At 70.0% G+C, this 17509-nt stretch carries 19 protein-coding genes and 1 tRNA gene; 5 read left to right on the top strand and 15 right to left on the bottom strand.

What is annotated here, in order from left to right:
- Positions 1 to 16: 16 nt before the first annotated feature.
- Positions 17 to 1447, bottom strand: a complete 1431-nt coding sequence (locus ABIE44_RS16865) for an RNB domain-containing ribonuclease (RefSeq protein WP_209714795.1) — start codon at positions 1445 to 1447, stop codon at positions 17 to 19.
- A 61-nt stretch (positions 1448 to 1508) separates the two neighbouring features.
- Here ABIE44_RS16865 and yaaA point away from each other — a divergent pair, with 61 nt between their 5' ends.
- Positions 1509 to 2282 carry a peroxide stress protein YaaA gene (gene yaaA / locus ABIE44_RS16860; RefSeq protein ID WP_209714798.1) on the top strand — a complete coding sequence of 258 codons (774 nt, stop codon included), beginning with the start codon at positions 1509 to 1511 and terminating at the stop codon, positions 2280 to 2282.
- Here yaaA and ABIE44_RS16855 read toward each other — a convergent pair.
- The 13 genes from ABIE44_RS16855 to ABIE44_RS16795 form a co-directional block, all read right to left on the bottom strand.
- The gene (locus ABIE44_RS16855; RefSeq protein WP_354438215.1) at positions 2279 to 2443 is read right to left on the bottom strand and encodes an AbrB/MazE/SpoVT family DNA-binding domain-containing protein; all 165 of its coding nucleotides are present in this window, start codon (positions 2441 to 2443) and stop codon (positions 2279 to 2281) included. The genes yaaA and ABIE44_RS16855 overlap by 4 nt on opposite strands.
- A gap of 82 nt (positions 2444 to 2525) precedes the next feature.
- Positions 2526 to 3680, bottom strand: coding sequence for a bifunctional RNase H/acid phosphatase (locus tag ABIE44_RS16850; RefSeq protein ID WP_209714837.1), 1155 nt, complete (start codon positions 3678 to 3680; stop codon positions 2526 to 2528).
- The gene (locus ABIE44_RS16845; protein WP_209723119.1) at positions 3677 to 4390 is read right to left on the bottom strand and encodes a CT398-like coiled coil hairpin domain-containing protein; all 714 of its coding nucleotides are present in this window, start codon (positions 4388 to 4390) and stop codon (positions 3677 to 3679) included. The genes ABIE44_RS16850 and ABIE44_RS16845 overlap by 4 nt, the downstream gene beginning before the upstream one ends.
- A 49-nt stretch (positions 4391 to 4439) precedes the next feature.
- Complete coding sequence (locus ABIE44_RS16840) at positions 4440 to 5576, bottom strand: Nif3-like dinuclear metal center hexameric protein (RefSeq protein ID WP_209714840.1); 1137 nt, start codon at positions 5574 to 5576, stop codon at positions 4440 to 4442.
- A gap of 23 nt (positions 5577 to 5599) precedes the next feature.
- Positions 5600 to 5791: a hypothetical protein gene (locus ABIE44_RS16835; RefSeq protein ID WP_209714843.1), complete on the bottom strand. Its 192-nt coding sequence runs from the start codon at positions 5789 to 5791 to the stop codon at positions 5600 to 5602.
- Entirely contained in the window at positions 5788 to 6456 is a 669-nt protein-coding gene (locus ABIE44_RS16830) for a hypothetical protein (RefSeq protein WP_209714846.1), read from the bottom strand. Before ABIE44_RS16830 ends, ABIE44_RS16835 begins: the two co-directional genes overlap by 4 nt.
- A complete protein-coding gene (locus ABIE44_RS16825; protein WP_209714849.1) occupies positions 6456 to 7985 on the bottom strand; it encodes an AMP-binding protein in 1530 nt (509 codons plus the stop codon). Before ABIE44_RS16825 ends, ABIE44_RS16830 begins: the two co-directional genes overlap by 1 nt.
- A 48-nt stretch (positions 7986 to 8033) precedes the next feature.
- The gene (locus ABIE44_RS16820) at positions 8034 to 8807 is read right to left on the bottom strand and encodes a DUF3105 domain-containing protein (protein WP_209714853.1); all 774 of its coding nucleotides are present in this window, start codon (positions 8805 to 8807) and stop codon (positions 8034 to 8036) included.
- A gap of 46 nt (positions 8808 to 8853) precedes the next feature.
- Positions 8854 to 8925: transfer RNA gene (locus tag ABIE44_RS16815), tRNA-Val, on the bottom strand.
- A gap of 157 nt (positions 8926 to 9082) precedes the next feature.
- Positions 9083 to 9544, bottom strand: coding sequence for a peroxiredoxin (locus ABIE44_RS16810; protein ID WP_209714856.1), 462 nt, complete (start codon positions 9542 to 9544; stop codon positions 9083 to 9085).
- Positions 9545 to 9554: 10 nt separating this feature from the next.
- Entirely contained in the window at positions 9555 to 11198 is a 1644-nt protein-coding gene (locus tag ABIE44_RS16805; protein ID WP_209714860.1) for an AMP-binding protein, read from the bottom strand.
- A 37-nt stretch (positions 11199 to 11235) separates the two neighbouring features.
- Positions 11236 to 11652, bottom strand: a complete 417-nt coding sequence (locus tag ABIE44_RS16800) for a DUF3052 domain-containing protein (protein ID WP_209714862.1) — start codon at positions 11650 to 11652, stop codon at positions 11236 to 11238.
- A gap of 129 nt (positions 11653 to 11781) precedes the next feature.
- Positions 11782 to 12075, bottom strand: a complete 294-nt coding sequence (locus ABIE44_RS16795) for a hypothetical protein (protein ID WP_209714865.1) — start codon at positions 12073 to 12075, stop codon at positions 11782 to 11784.
- 95 nt (positions 12076 to 12170) lie between these two features.
- Between ABIE44_RS16795 and aceE the strand changes: the two genes are divergently transcribed.
- Complete coding sequence (gene aceE / locus ABIE44_RS16790) at positions 12171 to 14972, top strand: pyruvate dehydrogenase (acetyl-transferring), homodimeric type (protein WP_209714868.1); 2802 nt, start codon at positions 12171 to 12173, stop codon at positions 14970 to 14972.
- On the opposite strand, the gene ABIE44_RS16785 is transcribed toward aceE, so the two are convergent.
- On the bottom strand, positions 14893 to 15423 hold the full coding sequence (locus tag ABIE44_RS16785; RefSeq protein WP_209714871.1) for a hypothetical protein: 531 nt from the start codon (positions 15421 to 15423) through the stop codon (positions 14893 to 14895). The genes aceE and ABIE44_RS16785 overlap by 80 nt on opposite strands.
- 106 nt (positions 15424 to 15529) lie before the next feature.
- On the opposite strand from ABIE44_RS16785, the gene ppk2 reads away from it, so the two are divergent.
- The 3 genes from ppk2 to ABIE44_RS16770 are packed head-to-tail and all read left to right on the top strand — an operon-like array spanning position 15530 to position 17499.
- Entirely contained in the window at positions 15530 to 16420 is an 891-nt protein-coding gene (ppk2, locus tag ABIE44_RS16780; RefSeq protein WP_209714874.1) for a polyphosphate kinase 2, read from the top strand.
- Positions 16421 to 16462: 42 nt separating this feature from the next.
- Positions 16463 to 17161, top strand: coding sequence for an energy-coupling factor ABC transporter permease (locus ABIE44_RS16775; protein ID WP_209714877.1), 699 nt, complete (start codon positions 16463 to 16465; stop codon positions 17159 to 17161).
- Positions 17158 to 17499, top strand: a complete 342-nt coding sequence (locus ABIE44_RS16770; RefSeq protein ID WP_354438210.1) for a PDGLE domain-containing protein — start codon at positions 17158 to 17160, stop codon at positions 17497 to 17499. The genes ABIE44_RS16775 and ABIE44_RS16770 overlap by 4 nt, the downstream gene beginning before the upstream one ends.
- Positions 17500 to 17509 lie beyond the last annotated feature (10 nt).

Below are 17509 nucleotides of genomic sequence, written 5' to 3'. Positions count from 1 at the left end.
AGGCTGCTGCCCCGAGCTAGGGCGCCTCGAAGCGCACGACCCGCGTCCTCGGGTCCGCCTCGACCAGGGTCGCCTCCAGGAGCTCTCCGACCGGCAGACCTCCGGTCCCGGTGATGCGTGCGGTGACCGCCGGGTCGCGCACCACGAAGTCACCCTTGTCCGGGTCGTCGTGCTCGGTCTCGACCACGACCCCGGTGAACTTCTCCCCGACCCGTGCAGCGAGGGTCGCCGCCTCGATCAGGTTGAGCACCGCGTTCTCATAGGTACGGGCCCGGCGCCCGGACTCCTGCATGGTCTCGTCCAGCTCGGGCAGTGCCGCCAGCACCCACTCCGGCACCGGCGTACCGGCACAGAGCGCGACGCAGACCTCCAGACCGAAGCGGTCCACCAGGCGGCGCAACGGCGCGGTGACGTGCGCGTACTCCGAGGCGAGTGCAGCGTGCAGCGGCTGCGCCGGGATCTCTCCGACGAAGTCGGTGTAGCCGGCACCGCGGAGCAGCGAGGTGCAGGCGGTGATCATCGCGAGGTGGTTCGGTCTCGCCGGGTCCAGCGACCGGATGAAGTCGGGGTAGGTCTGCTCGGCCGGCCACTCCACCCCGAGCGCCCGGGCGGTGCGGTGCAGGCGCTTGACCGCGCCGGACTCCGGGGGCGGGAGCGTGCGCAGGATCCCGACCTTGCCGTAGACCATCATCGAGGCGGCCGCGAAACCGGTGAGCAGCGAGATCTGCGCGTTCCAGTCCTCGACGGGGAGCAGGTCGCGGAAGGCGACGCTCCACCCGCCCGGAGCACAGTCCACGACCTGCTCGGGCATCGGCAGGCTGACCCCGCCACGCGCGGCTTCCAGCTTCTGGCGCAGCTGGCCGATCTCCTTCAGCAGCTCGAGCATCGGCGGAGCGGTCCCGGCGTCGAGCTGGTGCTGGACCCCGTCGTAGTCCAGACGCGCGGTCGAGCGGACCAGCGCACGCTCGAGGTGCGCATCCGTCTGCTCCCCCGCTGCGTCGAGCTTGATGGTCCACAGGAACGCCGGCCGGGTCTGGTCGGGCAGCAGCGAGGCCGCGTCCTCGGAGAGCTCTCGCGGGTGCAGCGGGATCTTCGAGTCGGCGCCGTAGAGCGACTCACCACGACGGCGCGCCTCCGCGTCGATGGCGCCGCCCGGTACGACGAAAGCGGACACGTCGGCGATGGCGTAGTGCACGACGTACCCGTCACCGTCGCGCTCCAGGTGCATCGCCTGGTCCAGGTCCATCGCGCCGACCGGGTCTATGGTGACGAACGGCAGGTCGGTCCGGTCCAGGTCGGGCAACCGGGGTGCCCGGGCAGCAGCCACCGCCTCGGCGACGACCTCGGCCGGGAACTCGGCGACGAGGTGCTGCTCGGCCTGGATCGCCCGGACGCCCTCCTCCAGCTCGGCAGCGGATGTCCGGACCCGGAGTACGCGGTTGCTCACGGCTTCACCCTAGGGGCCGGGTGGTCGAGCCCTGTCGAGACCACCGCCCTAGGCTTGCCGGATGCTCATCCTGCTCCCCCCGTCCGAGGGCAAGGCGTCGCCGCGACGCGGCAAGCCGCTGGACCTCGGTGCGCTCGGGTTCCCAGCACTCACCGAGGCACGCGAGACCGTGCTCAGCGCCCTGGTCGAGCACTGCTCGAATGATCCCGACCTTGCTGCGAAGACCCTCGGCCTCGGCCCGACGCAGGCCGAGCACGTCACGGCGAACACGCTGCTGCGCACGGCTCCGGCCCTGCGCGCGGACCGGATCTACACCGGCGTCCTGTACGACGCCCTCGGCCTGACCACGCTCGAAGGTGCAGCCAAGGGCCGGGCGACCCGGTGGTTGGGCATCATGTCGTCGGTCTTCGGCGTCGTACGTCCCGACGACCGGATCCCGGCGTACCGGCTCTCCGGGGACACCAACCTGCCGGGGACCGGGATCGTCAGCAGCTACTGGCGCGAGCACCTCGACCCGGTGCTCGGTCCCGCCGCCGGCAACGGCCTGGTCATCGACCTCCGCTCCGGCATGTACGCCGGGTTCTGGCGCCCCGTGAACGCTGGCAAGGTCGCCACCGTCCGGGTGCTGCACGAGCACCGCGGCACCCGCAAGGTCGTCAGCCACTTCAACAAGGCCACCAAAGGTCGCATCGTTCGTGCGCTCCTCGAGGACGGCAGCAAACCGCGGGACCCCGTCGCCCTGGCCGAACACCTGACCACGCTCGGCTGGACCGTCGAGCTGCACGAACCGACCAAGAACGGCACCCAGCTCGACGTCGTCGTCAGCGAGCTCTAGGAGGGTTCGGCGGGCGCGTCGTCAGGCTGCGCCGCCGGCGGTTCCACCTCGAGCCGGAACCTGCCCGGCTCGACCCGGACGAAGCGCAGCCGCGTGCCCGGCCCCGCCTGCAGCTCGGCCCGTACGTCGGCCGGGATCCGCACCCTGCCGCGCTTGCTCACCCGAGATGTCCACATGGCTCGCCTCCCCTGTCGTCCTCCCCAGGACGTACGCCGGCCCGAAAGATGACGGGCACGGGAGAGGTCAAGCCAGGAAAGGGGCCTCGGTCGGGCGCGCATTGAACAGGCGGAGGCTGGAGAGGAGCTCGTCTCCCCCGTACCCGCCGCGGTAGTACGAGATCACGGTGACCGATGCCGGCGACAGCTCCATCCGGTACAGCGCCTCCAACGGCGCACCGAGCGCGTCGGCGACCAGGGTCTTGATCGGGGTGACGTGGCTGACCGCGACCACGGTCTGGCCGGTGTGCGCGGCGATGATCCGGTCGCGGCCCTCGAGCACCCGGGCCTGCACGGTGCGGAACGACTCGCCCCCGGACGGGGCGAGGTCGAGGTTGCCGAGCCAGGCGTCCAGGTCGTCGGGGTACTTCTCCTGGATCTCGACGAAGGACATCCCGTCCCACGAGCCGAAGTCCATCTCCGCGATGCCCTCCTCGATCCGCGCCTCGTGACCCAGGATCTCCCCGAGGATCGCGGCCGATTCCTGCGTGCGGCGCACGGGACTCGCGATGAGGGCGTCGACGGACGCGGCCAGCGGCGCCAGCCACTCACCGGTCGCGCGCACCTGGTCGCGGCCCTCGTCGTTCAGACCGGGGTTCGACCCCGTCAGCCCGCCCGAGAACAGCTTCTTCGTGGTGTGGTCGGTGACCCCGTGCCGCACGAGGATCACCGTGGTCGGCGGGTCGGTCGGTGCGGACCACCCGCGGGAGGACATCGAGGCCGGCTGGGCGTCGTCGGTCGTGCTGGGGGTGGCCGTCGAGCCGTAGAAGGTCGGGTTCCCGTCGAGCGCCTCGTTGGCGAGCCGGTCGGCGTGACCGTTCTGCTCGCGCGGGACCCAGGTGAACACCGTCCCCGCCGGCGCGAGCCTGGAGGCCTGCTCGAAGAGCGGCTTCATCGAGGCGTGCTTGACCTTCCAGTTCCCCGCCATCTGCTCGACGACGAGCTTGGAGTCCATCCGCACCTCGACCGAGGCGCCGGGCGCGAACTCCGCGGCGAGTTCGAGGCCGGCGATCAGGCCGCGGTACTCGGCGACGTTGTTCGTCGCCGTCCCGATCGTCTCGCCGGACTCGGCGATCACCTCGCCGGTGACGGCGTCCTTGAGGACGGCCCCGAAGGCGGACGGGCCCGGGTTGCCCCGGGAGCCGCCGTCCGCCTCGACCAGGACGCGGGACGGCTGGCTCAAATGCCGGACTCGCTGGTGCGCACGAGGATCCGGTCGCACTCCTCGCAGCGGACGACCTCGTCGGCCGGTTTCCCGGCGATGACGGCCAGGTCGGCGGCGTTGATGGTGATCCGGCAACCCTCGCACTCCTTGCGGCGCAGCGCGGCAGCACCGACACCGCCCTTGGAGGCGCGCAGCTTCTCGTAGAGCCCGAGCAGGTCCTCGGGCAGGCCGACCACGGCGGCGGCCCGGTCCTCCGCGACTCCGGCCAGCTGCTGCTCGAGGGCGGCGGCCTTCTCGGCGCGGGTGGCCTCGAGGGCCTCGGCCTCGCTGTCGATCTTCGCCAGGGCGGCGGTGCGGTCGTCGAGCTCGGCCTGGGCCGCCTCGAGCTTCTCCATCACCTCGAGCTCGACGTCCTCGAGGTCGGAGATGCGCCGCTGCAGCGACTCCAGCTCACCGAGCATCCGCTGGAGGGCCTTGGGGTCGCTGATCGAGCCGGAGTCGACCATGCCCTGGTCGCGGACCCGACGGGCCTTGACCTGCTCGACGTCGGCGTCGGCACGCTTCTGCTCCTCGGTGAGGTCGGCGACCTCGATCCGGGCGTCCCGGGCAGCGTCGTCGACGTCGGAGCGTCCCCGCTTGAGCTCTGCCAGCGCGACTGCCTCCGGGATGGTGGCGAGCTGGTGCCGCAGCGCGTCGAGACGGGAGTCGAGCTCCTGGACGTCGAGCAGCTTCAGTTGGACGGACGGATCGGCTTTCAGCGGAACGCTCCTCGGCAGGTCAGACCCGGAAGGTCCAGGGGTCTGTGGTGGTGGTGCTGATGTGCACGCTCACCCCCACCGTATCGTTTGGCCGAGCGCCCAGCGCGTCGACCAGACGATCCCGGAGCACAGGCAGCCACAGGGACTCGGCTGCCCAGTGCGCGACGTCGATGAGCGCAGGCCCGCCGTCCTCGACCGATTCCGAGGCCGGGTGGTGACGCAGGTCGGAGGTGACGTAGACGTCGGCCCCGGCGCGACGAGCTGCTCCGAGCAGGAAGTCGCCGGCGCCACCGCACAACGCGACCCGCGTGACGGGCCGCTCCGGGTCCCCGGCGACCCGCAGACCCCCTGCGGTCTGCGGGAACACCGACGCGGCGTGGTCGGCGAACTCACGCAGGGTGACCTCGTCGGGCAGCACCCCGATCCGTCCCGAACCGCGCGTCGGGTCCGGGAGGTCGGCCAGCTCGAGGACGTCGTACGCCGGCTCCTCGTAGGGGTGCGTGCGGATCAGCGCGGCGAGCACCCGGGACCGGATGCTGCGGTCGGCGACGACCTCGATGCGCTCCTCCTCGACCACCTCGAGGTCCCCGACGGTCCCGATCGTCGGGTTGGCGCCCGCCAACGGCCGGAACCGGCCCTGACCCGGGCTGACGAAGCTGGCGGAGTCGTAGTCGCCGATCGAGCCTGCCCCCGCCTCGGCGAGCGCCGTGCGCACCTGGTCGGCGTGGGACAGCGGGACGAAGGTGACGATCTTGTCCCGGGGCTCGTGCGGGTCCGGGTCCAGCGGCCGGATCTCGCTGAGTCCCAGCGCGGTCGCGATCGCCTCGCTCACCCCGCCCGCGGGTGAGTCCGCATTGGTGTGCGCGGTGAGCAGAGCGCATCCCGAGCGGATCAGGTCGTGCACGACCCTGCCCTTGGAGGTGCTCGCGGCGACCGTCGTGGTCCCGCGCAGGTAGAGCGGGTGGTGCACGATCACCAGGTCGGCGGCGCCCGCCACCGCCTCGTCGGCGACCGCCTGGACCGGGTCGACGGCGAGCAGGATGGAGCGCACCTCGGCGTCCGGGTCGCCGCACACCAGGCCGACGGAGTCCCACTCCTCGGCACGGTGCGGCGGGTACCAACCCTCGACGAGGGCGACGACGTCAGCGAGGCGCATGGGGGAAGGCTAGCGGCAGGACGTCATTCCCCCGGCGTCTGCGTGCTGTCCGCCCGGGTGCCCTCCGGATCCTGGGTGCGCTCCTCGGACTCCTCCAGGATGGCCTCGGCCTGGGCCTGCGGATCGTCGCTGCCGGCGGCCTGCTCCTCGGGGAGCAGCTGTGCCCTGCTCGCGACGTCCTCCTCACTCGGGGGCTCGCTCGGTGGTTGGCTCATGCGTCACCTGTACCCCGAAGTGGCCGTCCTGACGCGAGGGCGGCGACGAGACCCTGGATCGCCTCGGCGACCTGCGTCGGCGCGTGCAGCTGGTGGAGGTGCTGACCGGGGATCGTCGTCGTCGGCCACCCCTGGGACGAGGCGAACGCGCGTTCCTCGGCATAGGTGTCGCCGAACGCGAGGTAGGCGCAGTCGCGCCCTGCCCAGCCGGGTGCGACGGGGACCCGTTCGTCGAACCAGGCGAGGCTCAACCGCGGCTGCTGCTCCTCGACGGCGGCACGTGCGGCGGCGTGCGGGAAGAGCCCTTCGACGTCGTCCCACCACTCGCTCCACGGCGGGAGGACGCCGTCCGGGCCGGCGAGCCCGGCCAGGAACCCCCGGAACTCGCTCGACGCGAGCGGCACCTCCTCGACGTCCTCGGGCGGCAGGGCAGCGTCGACGTACACGGTCGCGGCTGCGGGGATCAGCGAGGCCCACCAGGAGGCACGCAGGCCCGCGTTGCTGTGCGGGACCAGGACGACGTCGGTGAGCCCGTCCGCCGCCGCCAGCACGTCGTCCACGCGCGCGACCTCGGCACGTGCGCCGGCGGAACGCAGCGCGGCGGCGACCGGGTCCCAGGTCGCGGGGCCGAGCAGCGGGCTCGGCACGAGGAGGTAGGTCAGCACTAGTTGACCTGCCGGTCGCGCCCTTCCCAGTACGGCGCCCGCAGCTTGAACTTCTGCAGCTTGCCCGTCGCGGTCCGGGCGAGCACGTCGCGGAACTCGATCGAGGACGGAGCCTTGTAGCGGGCCACCTTCGACTTCACGTAGTCGATCAGCTCCTGCTCGGTCAGCGATGACCCCTCGGCCTTGACCACCAGCGCCTTGATGGTCTCGCCCCACTTCTCGTCCGGGACGCCGATGACCGCGACCTCGGCGACGTCGGGGTGGCTGAAGATCGCGTCCTCCACCTCGATCGAGGACACGTTCTCCCCGCCCGTGATGATCACGTCCTTCTTGCGGTCGCTGATCGAGAGGTAACCCTCCTCGTCGATGACGCCCCCGTCGCCGGTGTGGAACCAGCCGCCCTCCAGCGCCGCGGCGGTCTCCTCCGGTTGCTCCCAGTAGCCCTCGAGGACGACGTTGGAGCGGGCGAGCACCTCGCCCTCGTCGTCGATCTTGAGCGTGACGCCGAGCGCGGGGTTGCCGGCGCGCACCAGCTTGGAGGCACGGTCCTCGGGCGCGAGGTGGTCCCACTCGGCACGGGTGCGGTTCACCGTCAGCACCGGCGAGGTCTCGGTCAGCCCGTAGATCTGCATGAACTCCCAGCCGAGCTCGGCCTCGACCCGGGCCACCGTCTTGGTGGGAGGGGGTGCGCCGGCGACGATGATGCGCACGCGGTCGCGCCCGGGGATCTCGCCCTCCCACGACGCAGCGGCCTCCAGCACCGCAGCGACGACGGCCGGAGCGGCGCACATCACGGTGACGCCGTGCTTCTCGACGCGACGCAGGATCTCGGCACCGTCGACCTTGCGCAGGATCACGTGCGGGACGCCGAGCCCGGTCATCGCGAACGGCATCCCCCAGCCGTTCGCGTGGAACTGCGGCAGCGTGTGCAGGTAGACGTCGCGGTCGGTGACGCCGGCGTGGAGCGCGAAGGTCACCGCGTTGGTCCAGATGTTGCGGTGGGTGATCTGCACGCCCTTGGGGCGCGCCGTCGTACCCGAGGTGTAGTTGATCGTCGCGGTGGCGTTCTCCTCGTGCTCCCAGGCCCTGGGCTCGACGCCGGGCAGGTAGAGGTCGTCGTCCTCGCCAAGCACGAAGGTGTGCTCCGCCGTGACTCCGGCGAGGGCGTCCTTGAGCTCGGGGTCCACGTAGAGCACGCGGGCTCCGGAGTGCTCCACGATGTAGCTGATCTCCTCGGCCGAGAGCCGGAAGTTCACCGGCACCAGCACGCGGCCGTAGCCGCAGACCCCGAAGAACGCGGAGAGCAACCGCGCGCTGTTGTGGGAGACGAACGCGATCCGGTCACCGACCTCGAGGCCCAGCGCGTCGTGCTTCGCCGCCATCGCCTTCGCCCGCTCGCCGAGGTCGGCGTAGGTCAGGTCGCCGAGCGACGGGGCCGGCTGGTCCGGCTCGTCGTGGACCCCGATCCGCTCGCGGTAGACCGCCAGAGCGCGGTCGAGGAAGTCAGCGGCGCTGAAGGGAACGATCACGGGAGTGGCCTCCGTCACACATCGGGTGAGGCCAATCTAGCCCGTGCGTCAGGGGGCGTCGGGCTCGGGCGAGTCGCTCTTCGGGTACTCGATCATGAACGCCTTGACCGCGGCTCCGCTGACGCCGTCGCAGTACTGCGTCACCCCGGTCTCGTCGTCCCCGCTGCCGGCCCAGTGGGTCAGGGCCAGGTGGGCTCCGTCGGGGAAGGCCCCTCCGTCGGGCTTGTCGCCGGAGGTGGTCCACGGGGCGATGACGAGGTTGTCCTCGGTGATCAGCTTGTCCGCGATGTCCTGGAGCACGGCGAAGGCGGTCTCGTCGGCAGCGAGCGTCTCGTCGTACCAGAGCACCGTGTGACCGTGCTCCAGGCTGTGCACCAGCTGCTCCTTCGGCGGCCGGTCCTTCTCGGTGAAGATCGTGCGGTAGCGGCCCGTGGGCAGGAACTCGCTCCAGTGCTTCCCGTACGACGGCGGTGCGTCCTCGTAGGACAGCGTCGTCCCGGGGTCGACGTGCCACCCGCTCTTCGGGATCGAGATGTCGACCTTCTCCTCGGGGCGGCACCCGGCGGCCGAGGGAGAGGTCCCGATGCTGCCGAGCGCGAGGTTCTTGATCCGGTTCTCCTTCGCGCGGTCGTCCAGGTAGGGCCGCAGGAAGGCGACGTAGGCGAGTCCGAGGACGACGGCGGCGATCAGCGCGAGGTAGATCCAGGCGCGGATCTTCTCGCGCCGGCGTTCGGCCCTCTTGAAGGCCTCGGCCTCGGCCTGGGCGGCTTCCCTCGCAGCCTTGCGTGCGGCAGCCTTCGCGGAATCCTTGCCCTTCGCCATGCGCGGAACCTACAGGGCGGGACAGCACGATCCCAAGAACTACCGGTGGGTGCAGAGGGGATCGAACCCCCGACATCTTCCTTGTAAGGGAAGCGCTCTACCGCTGAGCTATGCACCCGCAGCCCGAAAGCCTAGGGCGTGCACTGCAAGGGGAGCAAAAAGGCTGCGACCGCTGACGTCTCGGGTCATCAGCGGTCGCAACGAGGCAATCTTTACAGACCTGCTGTCAGATGCAAGAGGAAAACCCAACTACGCGTCCAAATAGTCAAAAGTGACTAGGCCGAGGCTGCCAACTGGATCGCCTGCATGTCCAGATCGCGCGCTTCGCCCATTTCGTTGTGCACCGCCCAGGCGATCCGGCCGTCCTTGTCGACCACGAACGACGAGCGTTCCGGACAGCCCTGCTCCTGGTCGAGGACCCCGTACGCCGAGGCGACCTCGCCGTGCGGCCAGTAGTCCGAGAGCAACGGGAAGAAGATCCCGTCGCGATCCGCGAAGGCGCGCTGGCTGTAGATCGGGTCGCACGAGATGGCCGCGACCGTCGTCGTCGCGGTCTCGAACTCGCCGAGCCGGTCCCGGAACCCGTTCAGCTCGCCGGTGCACACGCCGCTGAACGCGAACGGGTAGAAGACCAGCAGGACGGCCTTCTTGCCGGCGTACGCCGAGAGTCGGAAGTCCGCGCCGTGCTGGTCGCGCAGGACGAAGTCGGGGGCGGGGTCCCCCACCTGGAGTGGCATCTGGTCAGTCTTACCCGTCGTAGTCGGTGAGCCCGCGCTTGAGGATCTTGCCGGTGGCGTTGCGAGGAAGCTCGTCGAGGAAGACGAAGTCGCGCGGCACCTTGTAGCGGGCCAGGTTCGCCTTCACGTGCTCGCGCAGCTCGTCCTCGGCGACGTCGCCACCGGGGACCACCACGACGAACGCGCGCAGGCGCTTGCCGAACTCGTCGTCCTCGACGCCGATCGCTGCGACCTCCGCCACGGACTCGTGACGGGCGATGCAGTCCTCGACCTCCTGGGGGAAGACGTTCTCTCCCCCGGAGACGATCATCTCGTCATCACGTCCCTCGACGAACAGCCGCCCCTCCTCGTCGAAGCGCCCGACGTCCCCGGAGCTCATCAGGCCGTCGATGCTCTCCTTGTGCCCGCCGCCGGTGTAGCCCTCGAAGAGCATCGAGTTGCCGACGAAGATCCGACCCGTCGACCCGGTCGGGACCTCGGCGCCGTGCTCGTCGTACAGGCGCACCACGGTGTTGACCGGGGGCTTGCCCGCGGTTCCGGGGGCGGCCCGCATGTCGCGCGGCTGGGCGACGCTGGCCCAGGCGACCTCGGTGGAGCCGTAGGTGTTGTACAGGGTGTCGCCGAACTGGTCCATCCACTCGATGGCCAGGTTGCCCGGCATCGCCGAACCGGACGCGGCGACGACCTTGACGCGGGACAGGTCGTAGGAGTCGAGGGTCTCCTGCGGCAGTCGGAGGATCCGCTGGAGCATCACCGGGATGACCACGAACGAGTCGCACCGGTGCTTCGTGAGCACCTGCAACGCGGACTCCGGCTCGAACTTCCGCGTCAGCACGACCGTGCCACCGAGCAGCATCGAGAGGCTCAGGTGCGCGAAGCCCCAGGTGTGGAACAGCGGCGCGGCGACGTGCGTGCGCCAGCCGGAGCGCAGCGGGATGCGCTCGAGCAGCGCCACCGCAGCGTCGAAGTTGCCGCCTCCGCGCGGAGCACCCTTCGGTGTCCCGGTGGTGCCCGAGGTCAGGATCACCATCTTGCCCTCGGTCGGCGGCGCTTTGCGGCTCCGGGGCGAACCCTCGGCGACCAGCGCCTCGACGGTGTCCCGACCACGGTCGTCCTCGTCGGTCCAGGCGAGCACCCGCGGTACGTCGACGCCGGCCTCGTCGACCAGGGCGTCGAACTCCTGGTCGTGGATCAGCAGCGTGGCGTTCTCCCGGCCGCAGACCTCGCCGAGCTGGGGCGCGGCGAAGGCGGTGTTGAGCAGCAGCACGTGCGCACCCAGCTTGGAGATCCCGAGCGCCGAGTCGAGGAAGCCCCGGTGGTTGCGCACCAGCAGCGCGACCCCGTCGCCGGGGCCGATGCCGCGCTTCGCGAGCGCGTCCGCGAAGGCGTTGCTGCGTTCGTCGATCTCGCGGAAGGTCAGCGAGCCGAGCTCGTCGACCAGGCCCTCGCGGTCGGGGAACCGGATGGCGACCGCCTGGAACCCGCCGGCCAGACCCATCCCCCAGTGGTGCAGGGTCAGACCGAGGTTGGCGAGGGTGACCGGACCGAACGGGCGGATGACACCCGCCTGGGTGAGGACCCGGGCGGCGATCGCCTTGTTCTTCGCCTGCGCGACGACCTGCCCGACAACCCTGTCGGCGAGTGATCCGGTCATGCCGACACCGTACTGCGCGGCGCGGCGGCCGGGGACGTCAGAACGACTTCGGCGTGACCAGCTTGGTCGCGGACCAGTCGGCGCTCACCGGCACCGAGTTGGTGGTGGCCAGACCGGCGATCGGCGCGGCCTCGGCGACGTCGGAGGCGTCCACGGCCGAGGCGCGTCCCACCTTGGGCGAGAGCAGCCAGATGGAACCGCCACCGACGAGGTCGGTCTTGGCGTCGACCAGCGCGTCGACCAGGTCGCCGTCGCCGTCGCGCCACCACAGCAGGACCGCGTCGACCACGTCGCCGTAGTCGCCGTCGACCAGGTCGGAGTCGATGGTGTCCTCGATCGCGACCCGGACCGTGTCATCGACGTCCTCGTCCCAACCCAGCTCCTGAACGACCATGCCGGGCTTGATGCCCAACCGGTCCCCTACCTGGTTGGCGTCCCCTGCGGACGGGCTCACGTCGATGCCTCACTTTCAGTACTGATCGGGTCCTCGTACCGAGGATGGTGCCTAAGTTTGGCCCAAGTTCATCGGAGACACGCATCAATCCGCAAGCCCGTTGCCTCCCGGGTCCGCCCAGCGGACGGCTCAGGGACGCCTGAACCGGCCCTTCACGCGGGTGAGCACGTGCTTCCCGAGAGCCTGGACGCCGGGTCGGTAGAACGACCAGACGGCGAGCACGGCGAGCACACCGAGGGTGCCCTTCAGACCCAGACGCCCGTGCGCCTTCTCGACCACGAACAGCACGATCGTGAGCGCGAAGACGAGTAGCAGCCACCACGGCGCACCACCGAACCAGTCCCTCCAGCGCCAGACCAGGTAGTCCCAGGCGCCGGCCGGCGGACGTTCGACCACCGCGGGCTTCCGACGCTTTCTGCTCACCGGGCGATCATGCCGGTTCAGGGCCGCCGATCAGGGCCGCAGCACGTACCGACGAGTAGATTTCTTCGCTCGTTCGCGCGTGCCAAGATGCAAGGGTGACTGACGAGAACACCACCTCCGAAGAACGCCCCGCGCCGGCCGCGCCCCCCGTCATCCACGAGGGCCTGCCGACCCAGCTCCCGGACATCGACCCCGATGAGACCGAGGACTGGATCGCGTCGTTCGACCAGCTCATCGACGACCGCGGCCGGGAGCGCGCGCGCTACGTGATGCTCCGCCTGCTCGAGCGCGCCCGTCAGAAGCAGGTCGGCGTCCCGGCCCTGCGCAGCACCGACTACATCAACACGATCCCGCCCGAGCGCGAGCCGTGGTTCCCCGGCGACGAGGACATCGAGCGCCGGATCCGGGCCTTCATCCGCTGGAACGCGGCCGTGATGGTGTCCGACGCGAACCGCCCCGGCCTCGAGGTCGGCGGGCACATCGCGACCTACCAGTCGAGCGCGAGCCTCTACGAGATCGGCTTCAACCACTTCTTCCGCGGCAAGGACGCCCCCGGCGGCGGCGACCAGATCTTCGTCCAGGGTCACGCCTCCCCCGGCATCTACGCCCGCGCCTTCCTCGAGGGCAGGCTGAACGAGCAGCAGCTGCTCAACTTCCGCCAGGAGGTGCAGCACGGCGTCGGCGCCGGCCTGTCGTCGTACCCGCACCCGCGGCTGATGCCGGAGTTCTGGGAGTTCCCGACGGTCTCGATGGGCCTGACCGGCATCAACTCGATCTACCAGGCCCGGTTCAACCGGTACCTGTCCAACCGCGGCATCAAGGACACCTCCGACCAGCGCGTCTGGGCGTTCCTCGGCGACGGCGAGATGTCCGAGCCGGAGTCGCTCGGCGCCATCCGGATCGCCGCCCGCGAGGAGCTCGACAACCTGACCTGGGTGGTCAACTGCAACCTGCAGCAGCTCGACGGCCCGGTGACCGGCAACGGCAAGATCATCCAGGAGCTCGAGGCGAACTTCCGTGGCGCGGGCTGGAACGTCATCAAGGTGATCTGGGGCCGCGACTGGGACGCGCTCCTGGCCCGCGACGTCGACGGTGTGCTGGTCAACAAGATGAACACCACCCCTGACGGCGCGTTCCAGACCTTCTCGGTCGAGGACGGCGCCTACAACCGCGAGTTCTTCTTCGGGCCCGACCCGCGTCTGCGCGCGATGGTCGAGCACATGAGCGACCGGCAGATCGAGAAGCTGCCGCGCGGTGGCCACGACTACCGCAAGGTCTACTCGGCCTTCCACTCCGCGACCAAGCACGTCGGCCAGCCGACGGTGATCCTGGCGCACACCATCAAGGGCTGGACGATCGACGCCCTCGAGGGCAAGAACGCCACCCACCAGATGAAGAAGCTCAAGCTCGCGGACCTGCTCAAGTTCCGCGACCGGCTCTACCTGCCGATGAGCGACAAGGACATCACCGAGGCGTACGAGGCGGACCACACGGCACCGTTCTTCCACCCCGGCGAGAAGTCCCCCGAGATCGAGTACATGCTCGAGCGGCGTCGTCAGCTCGGCGGCTCGCTGCCCAGGCGGGTGATCCGGTCCAAGCCGCTCAAGGTCCCCGGCGACGAGATGTACGCCGAGCTGAAGCAGGGCTCGGGCGCGAACAAGATCGCCACCACGATGGCCGTCGTCCGGCTGCTCAAGGACTGGATGAAGGACCCGGAGATCGGGAAGCGGATCGTGCCGATCGCACCGGACGAGTACCGCACGTTCGGCATGGACGCGATGTTCCCGACCGCGAAGATCTACAACCCGAACGGTCAGCAGTACGAGAGCGTCGATCGCAAGCAGCTGCTCAAGTGGCGCGAGTCGGCCGACGGTCAGATGCTGCACGAGAGCATCTCCGAGGCCGGCGCCGTGGCATCCGCGACAGCGGCCGGGTCGGCGTACTCGACGCACGGTGAGGCGATGATCCCGTTCTACATCTTCTACTCGATGTTCGGGTTCCAGCGGACCGGCGACTCGATCTGGGCGATGGCCGACCAGCTCGCCCGGGGCTTCCTGATCGGTGCCACCGCGGGCCGGACGACGCTGACCGGCGAGGGCCTGCAACACGCCGACGGGCACTCCCCGCTGCTGGCGGCGACCAACCCAGCGGTCGTGCACTACGACCCCGCGCACGCCCACGAGGTCGCGCACATCATGCAGTCGGGCCTGAAGCGGATGTACACCGTCACCCCCGATCATCCGCTCGGTGAGGACGTCATCTTCTACGTCACCGTCTACAACGAGCCGATCACCCAGCCCGTCGAGCCCGAGGGCCTGGACGTCGACGCACTCCTGGCCGGCATGTACCGGTTCGGTTCCGGCCCGGACCTGGGTCCCGACAGCCCGAAGGCTCAGCTGCTCGCCTCCGGCGTCGGCTTCCCGTGGATCGTCGAGGCGCAGCGGATGCTGGCCGAGGAGTGGGGCGTCAGCGCCGACCTGTGGTCGGTGACGTCGTGGAACGAGCTGGCCCGCGAGGCGATCGAGACCGAGCGCGAGGCCCTGCTGTCGGCGAACGGTTCCGGCCAGGTGCCCTTCGTGACCCGACAGCTCGACGGGGCTCCCGGCCCGTTCGTCGCCGTCACCGACTACATGCGCGCCGTACCGCTGCAGATCGCGCGCTGGGTCCCCGGCGAGTACCACGTCCTCGGCACCGACGGCTTCGGCTTCGCCGACACCCGGGCGGCTGCCCGCCGCTTCTTCAACGTCGACGCTGCCTCGGTGGTGGTGCAGACACTGCAGGCCCTCGCCGCGCGTGGCGAGGTCAAGGCGGAGGCGGTCACCGAGGCGATGACGCGCTACCGGATCGACGACCCGACGGCTGTGGCTGGGGTCGCACAGGAGGGCGGGGACGCGTGATGCCCACGGCGATCAGGTAGATCGCCAGCGGGAGCAGGCCGATCAGCGCGGACGATCCTGTCATCAGCTCACCGTGCCGCAGCGCCGTCGGGTCCACCCGGCGGTCCTGCGCGGTCTGCTCCGCGCCGACGAGCCAGTAGCCGGCGGTGATCGCGCCGCAGCAGGCGGTGTAGAACGCGACCGACACGGCTGCCCGCGCCGACGCCCAGCCGCGCGTGCGTGCGAGGACCGACTGCGTCAGAGCAACGACCAACGGCGCGAGGCCGAAGACGCCGGCGAGCACGACCGCGGCCAGCGCGGCCAGACCGTCGAGCGAGCCGATGTCGTCGACGTTGGTGCCGTTGAAGATGATGTCGTCGCCCTTGATCACGACGACAGCCATGAGGACGAAGGCGGCGACGCTCGTCCAGAGCGAGACGAGGGCGGCTGCGGAGGTTCGCTGGGTTTCCATGCCTCCAGCCTCGATCGGTCAGCGCCGGCGCACATCAGTACGCGTACTCAGTTCTCCCCTCGGGTCGTTCACCGCCGGTTCATGTCGTGCCCCTACGTTCCGGCGCATGATCGCTGACCTGCGCGCGCACATCGACCGTCTGCAGCTGGACGGCCACACCATCGACGACGACCACGACGACGACCCGCTGCTGATCGACCCGCAGGGCAACGCCGTGGACACGTGGCGCGAGAACTACCCGTACGACGAGCGGCTGGACCGTGAGGTCTACGACTTCGAGAAGTACAACCTCCAGGTCGAGCTGCTGAAGTTCCAGACCTGGCAGCAGCGCACCGGTGGGCGCCACGTGATCCTCTTCGAGGGCCGCGACGCCGCGGGCAAGGGCGGCACCATCAAGCGGTTCATGGAGCACCTGAACCCGCGCTACGCGCGCACGGTCGCCCTGGTGAAGCCCAGTGAGCGCGAGAGCAGCCAGTGGTACTTCCAGCGCTACGTCCAGCACCTGCCGGCCGCCGGCGAGCTCGCCCTGTTCGACCGCAGCTGGTACAACCGCGCCGGCGTCGAACGCGTGATGGGCTTCTGCACCGACGACCAGTACGAGACCTTCATGGACCAGGCCCCGGTCTTCGAGAAGATGCTCATCGAGTCCGGGATCTCGGTGACCAAGTTCTGGTTCTCCGTCACCCAGTCCGAGCAGCGCACCCGGTTCATCATCCGCCAGATAGACCCGGTCCGGCAGTGGAAGCTCTCCTCGATGGACCTGGAGTCCCTCGACAAGTGGGACGACTACACGGCCGCCAAGGAGGAGATGTTCCGGCGTACCGACACCAAGGGCGCGCCGTGGACGACGATCAAGTCCAACGACAAGAAGCGCGCCCGACTCAACGCCATGCGGCACTTCCTCTCGCAGTTCGAGTACGACGGCAAGGACCCCGACCTGGTCGGCGTACCGGACCCGCTGATCGTCCAGCGCGGCAAGAAGGCGGTCGGAGACTGACCCGACCTCGTTGTTGCAAGTTGTTTGCAATAGTCTTGTCGCGTGCACGTACCTGACGGCTTCCTCGACGCCCCCACGTCCGTCGCGACCGGAGCGGTCGCCGTCGTCGGCGTCGGCCTCGCCCTGCGGGGCGCACGCCGCGAGCTCGACGACCGCACGGCTCCGCTCGCCGGACTGGTCGCCGCGTTCGTGTTCGCCACCCAGATGATCAACTTCCCGGTCGGGGCCGGTACCAGCGGTCACCTCCTCGGCGGTGCGCTCGCCGCTGTCCTGGTCGGGCCGTTCACTGCCGTGCTCTGCACCAGCACGGTGCTACTGGTGCAGTGCCTCCTCTTCGCCGACGGCGGCATCACCGCGCTCGGCACCAACATCACGCTGATGGGTCTGGTCGGTGTCGGCGCCGGATGGCTGCTGTTCACCCTGGCTCGCAAGGTGCTCCCGAAGCGCACGGAGTCCGTCCCGGCGGCGGCCGCGTTCGGAGCGCTGCTCTCGGTCCCGCTCGCCGCGCTCGCCTTCACCGGCCTGTACGCCGTCGGCGGCGAGGCGCACATCCCGCTCGGCTCGCTGGCCGCCGCCATGATCGGCTGGCACAGCCTGATCGGCATCGGCGAGGCCGTGATCACCTTCCTGGCCGTCAGTGCCGTCGTCGCCGTCCGGCCCGACCTGGTGCACGGCGCCAGGGACGTGGTGGCCGCCCGCGAGCTCGAGATCCGCACCAGCAGCGAGGAGGTCTCCGCGTGAGCACCACGACTACTGTCCCGAGGAACCGGATCTCCACCCGGACGCTGATCATCGCCGGCCTGCTCGTCGCGTTCGTCCTCGCCGGCTTCGTCAGCTACTACGCCTCCAGCCACCCCGACGGCTTGGAGTACGTCGCCGGCGACAAGGGCTTCCTGGACACGGCCAAGGACCACAAGACCTCGCAGGACAGCCCGATGGCCGACTACTCGACCCAGGGCGTCGACAACCCGCGCCTGTCCGGGGCCATCGCCGGGGTCACCGGAACCGTGCTCGTGCTGGTGATCGCGGGCGGGGTGGCCCTGCTGGTACGCCGCCGCGGCACCGACGAATCCGCCTGAGAGACTTCCC

The sequence above is a fragment of the Marmoricola sp. OAE513 genome (assembly GCF_040546585.1).
Classification (GTDB): Bacteria; Actinomycetota; Actinomycetes; order Propionibacteriales; family Nocardioidaceae; genus Marmoricola.
This window is presented reverse-complemented; position numbering and strand designations above follow the sequence as displayed.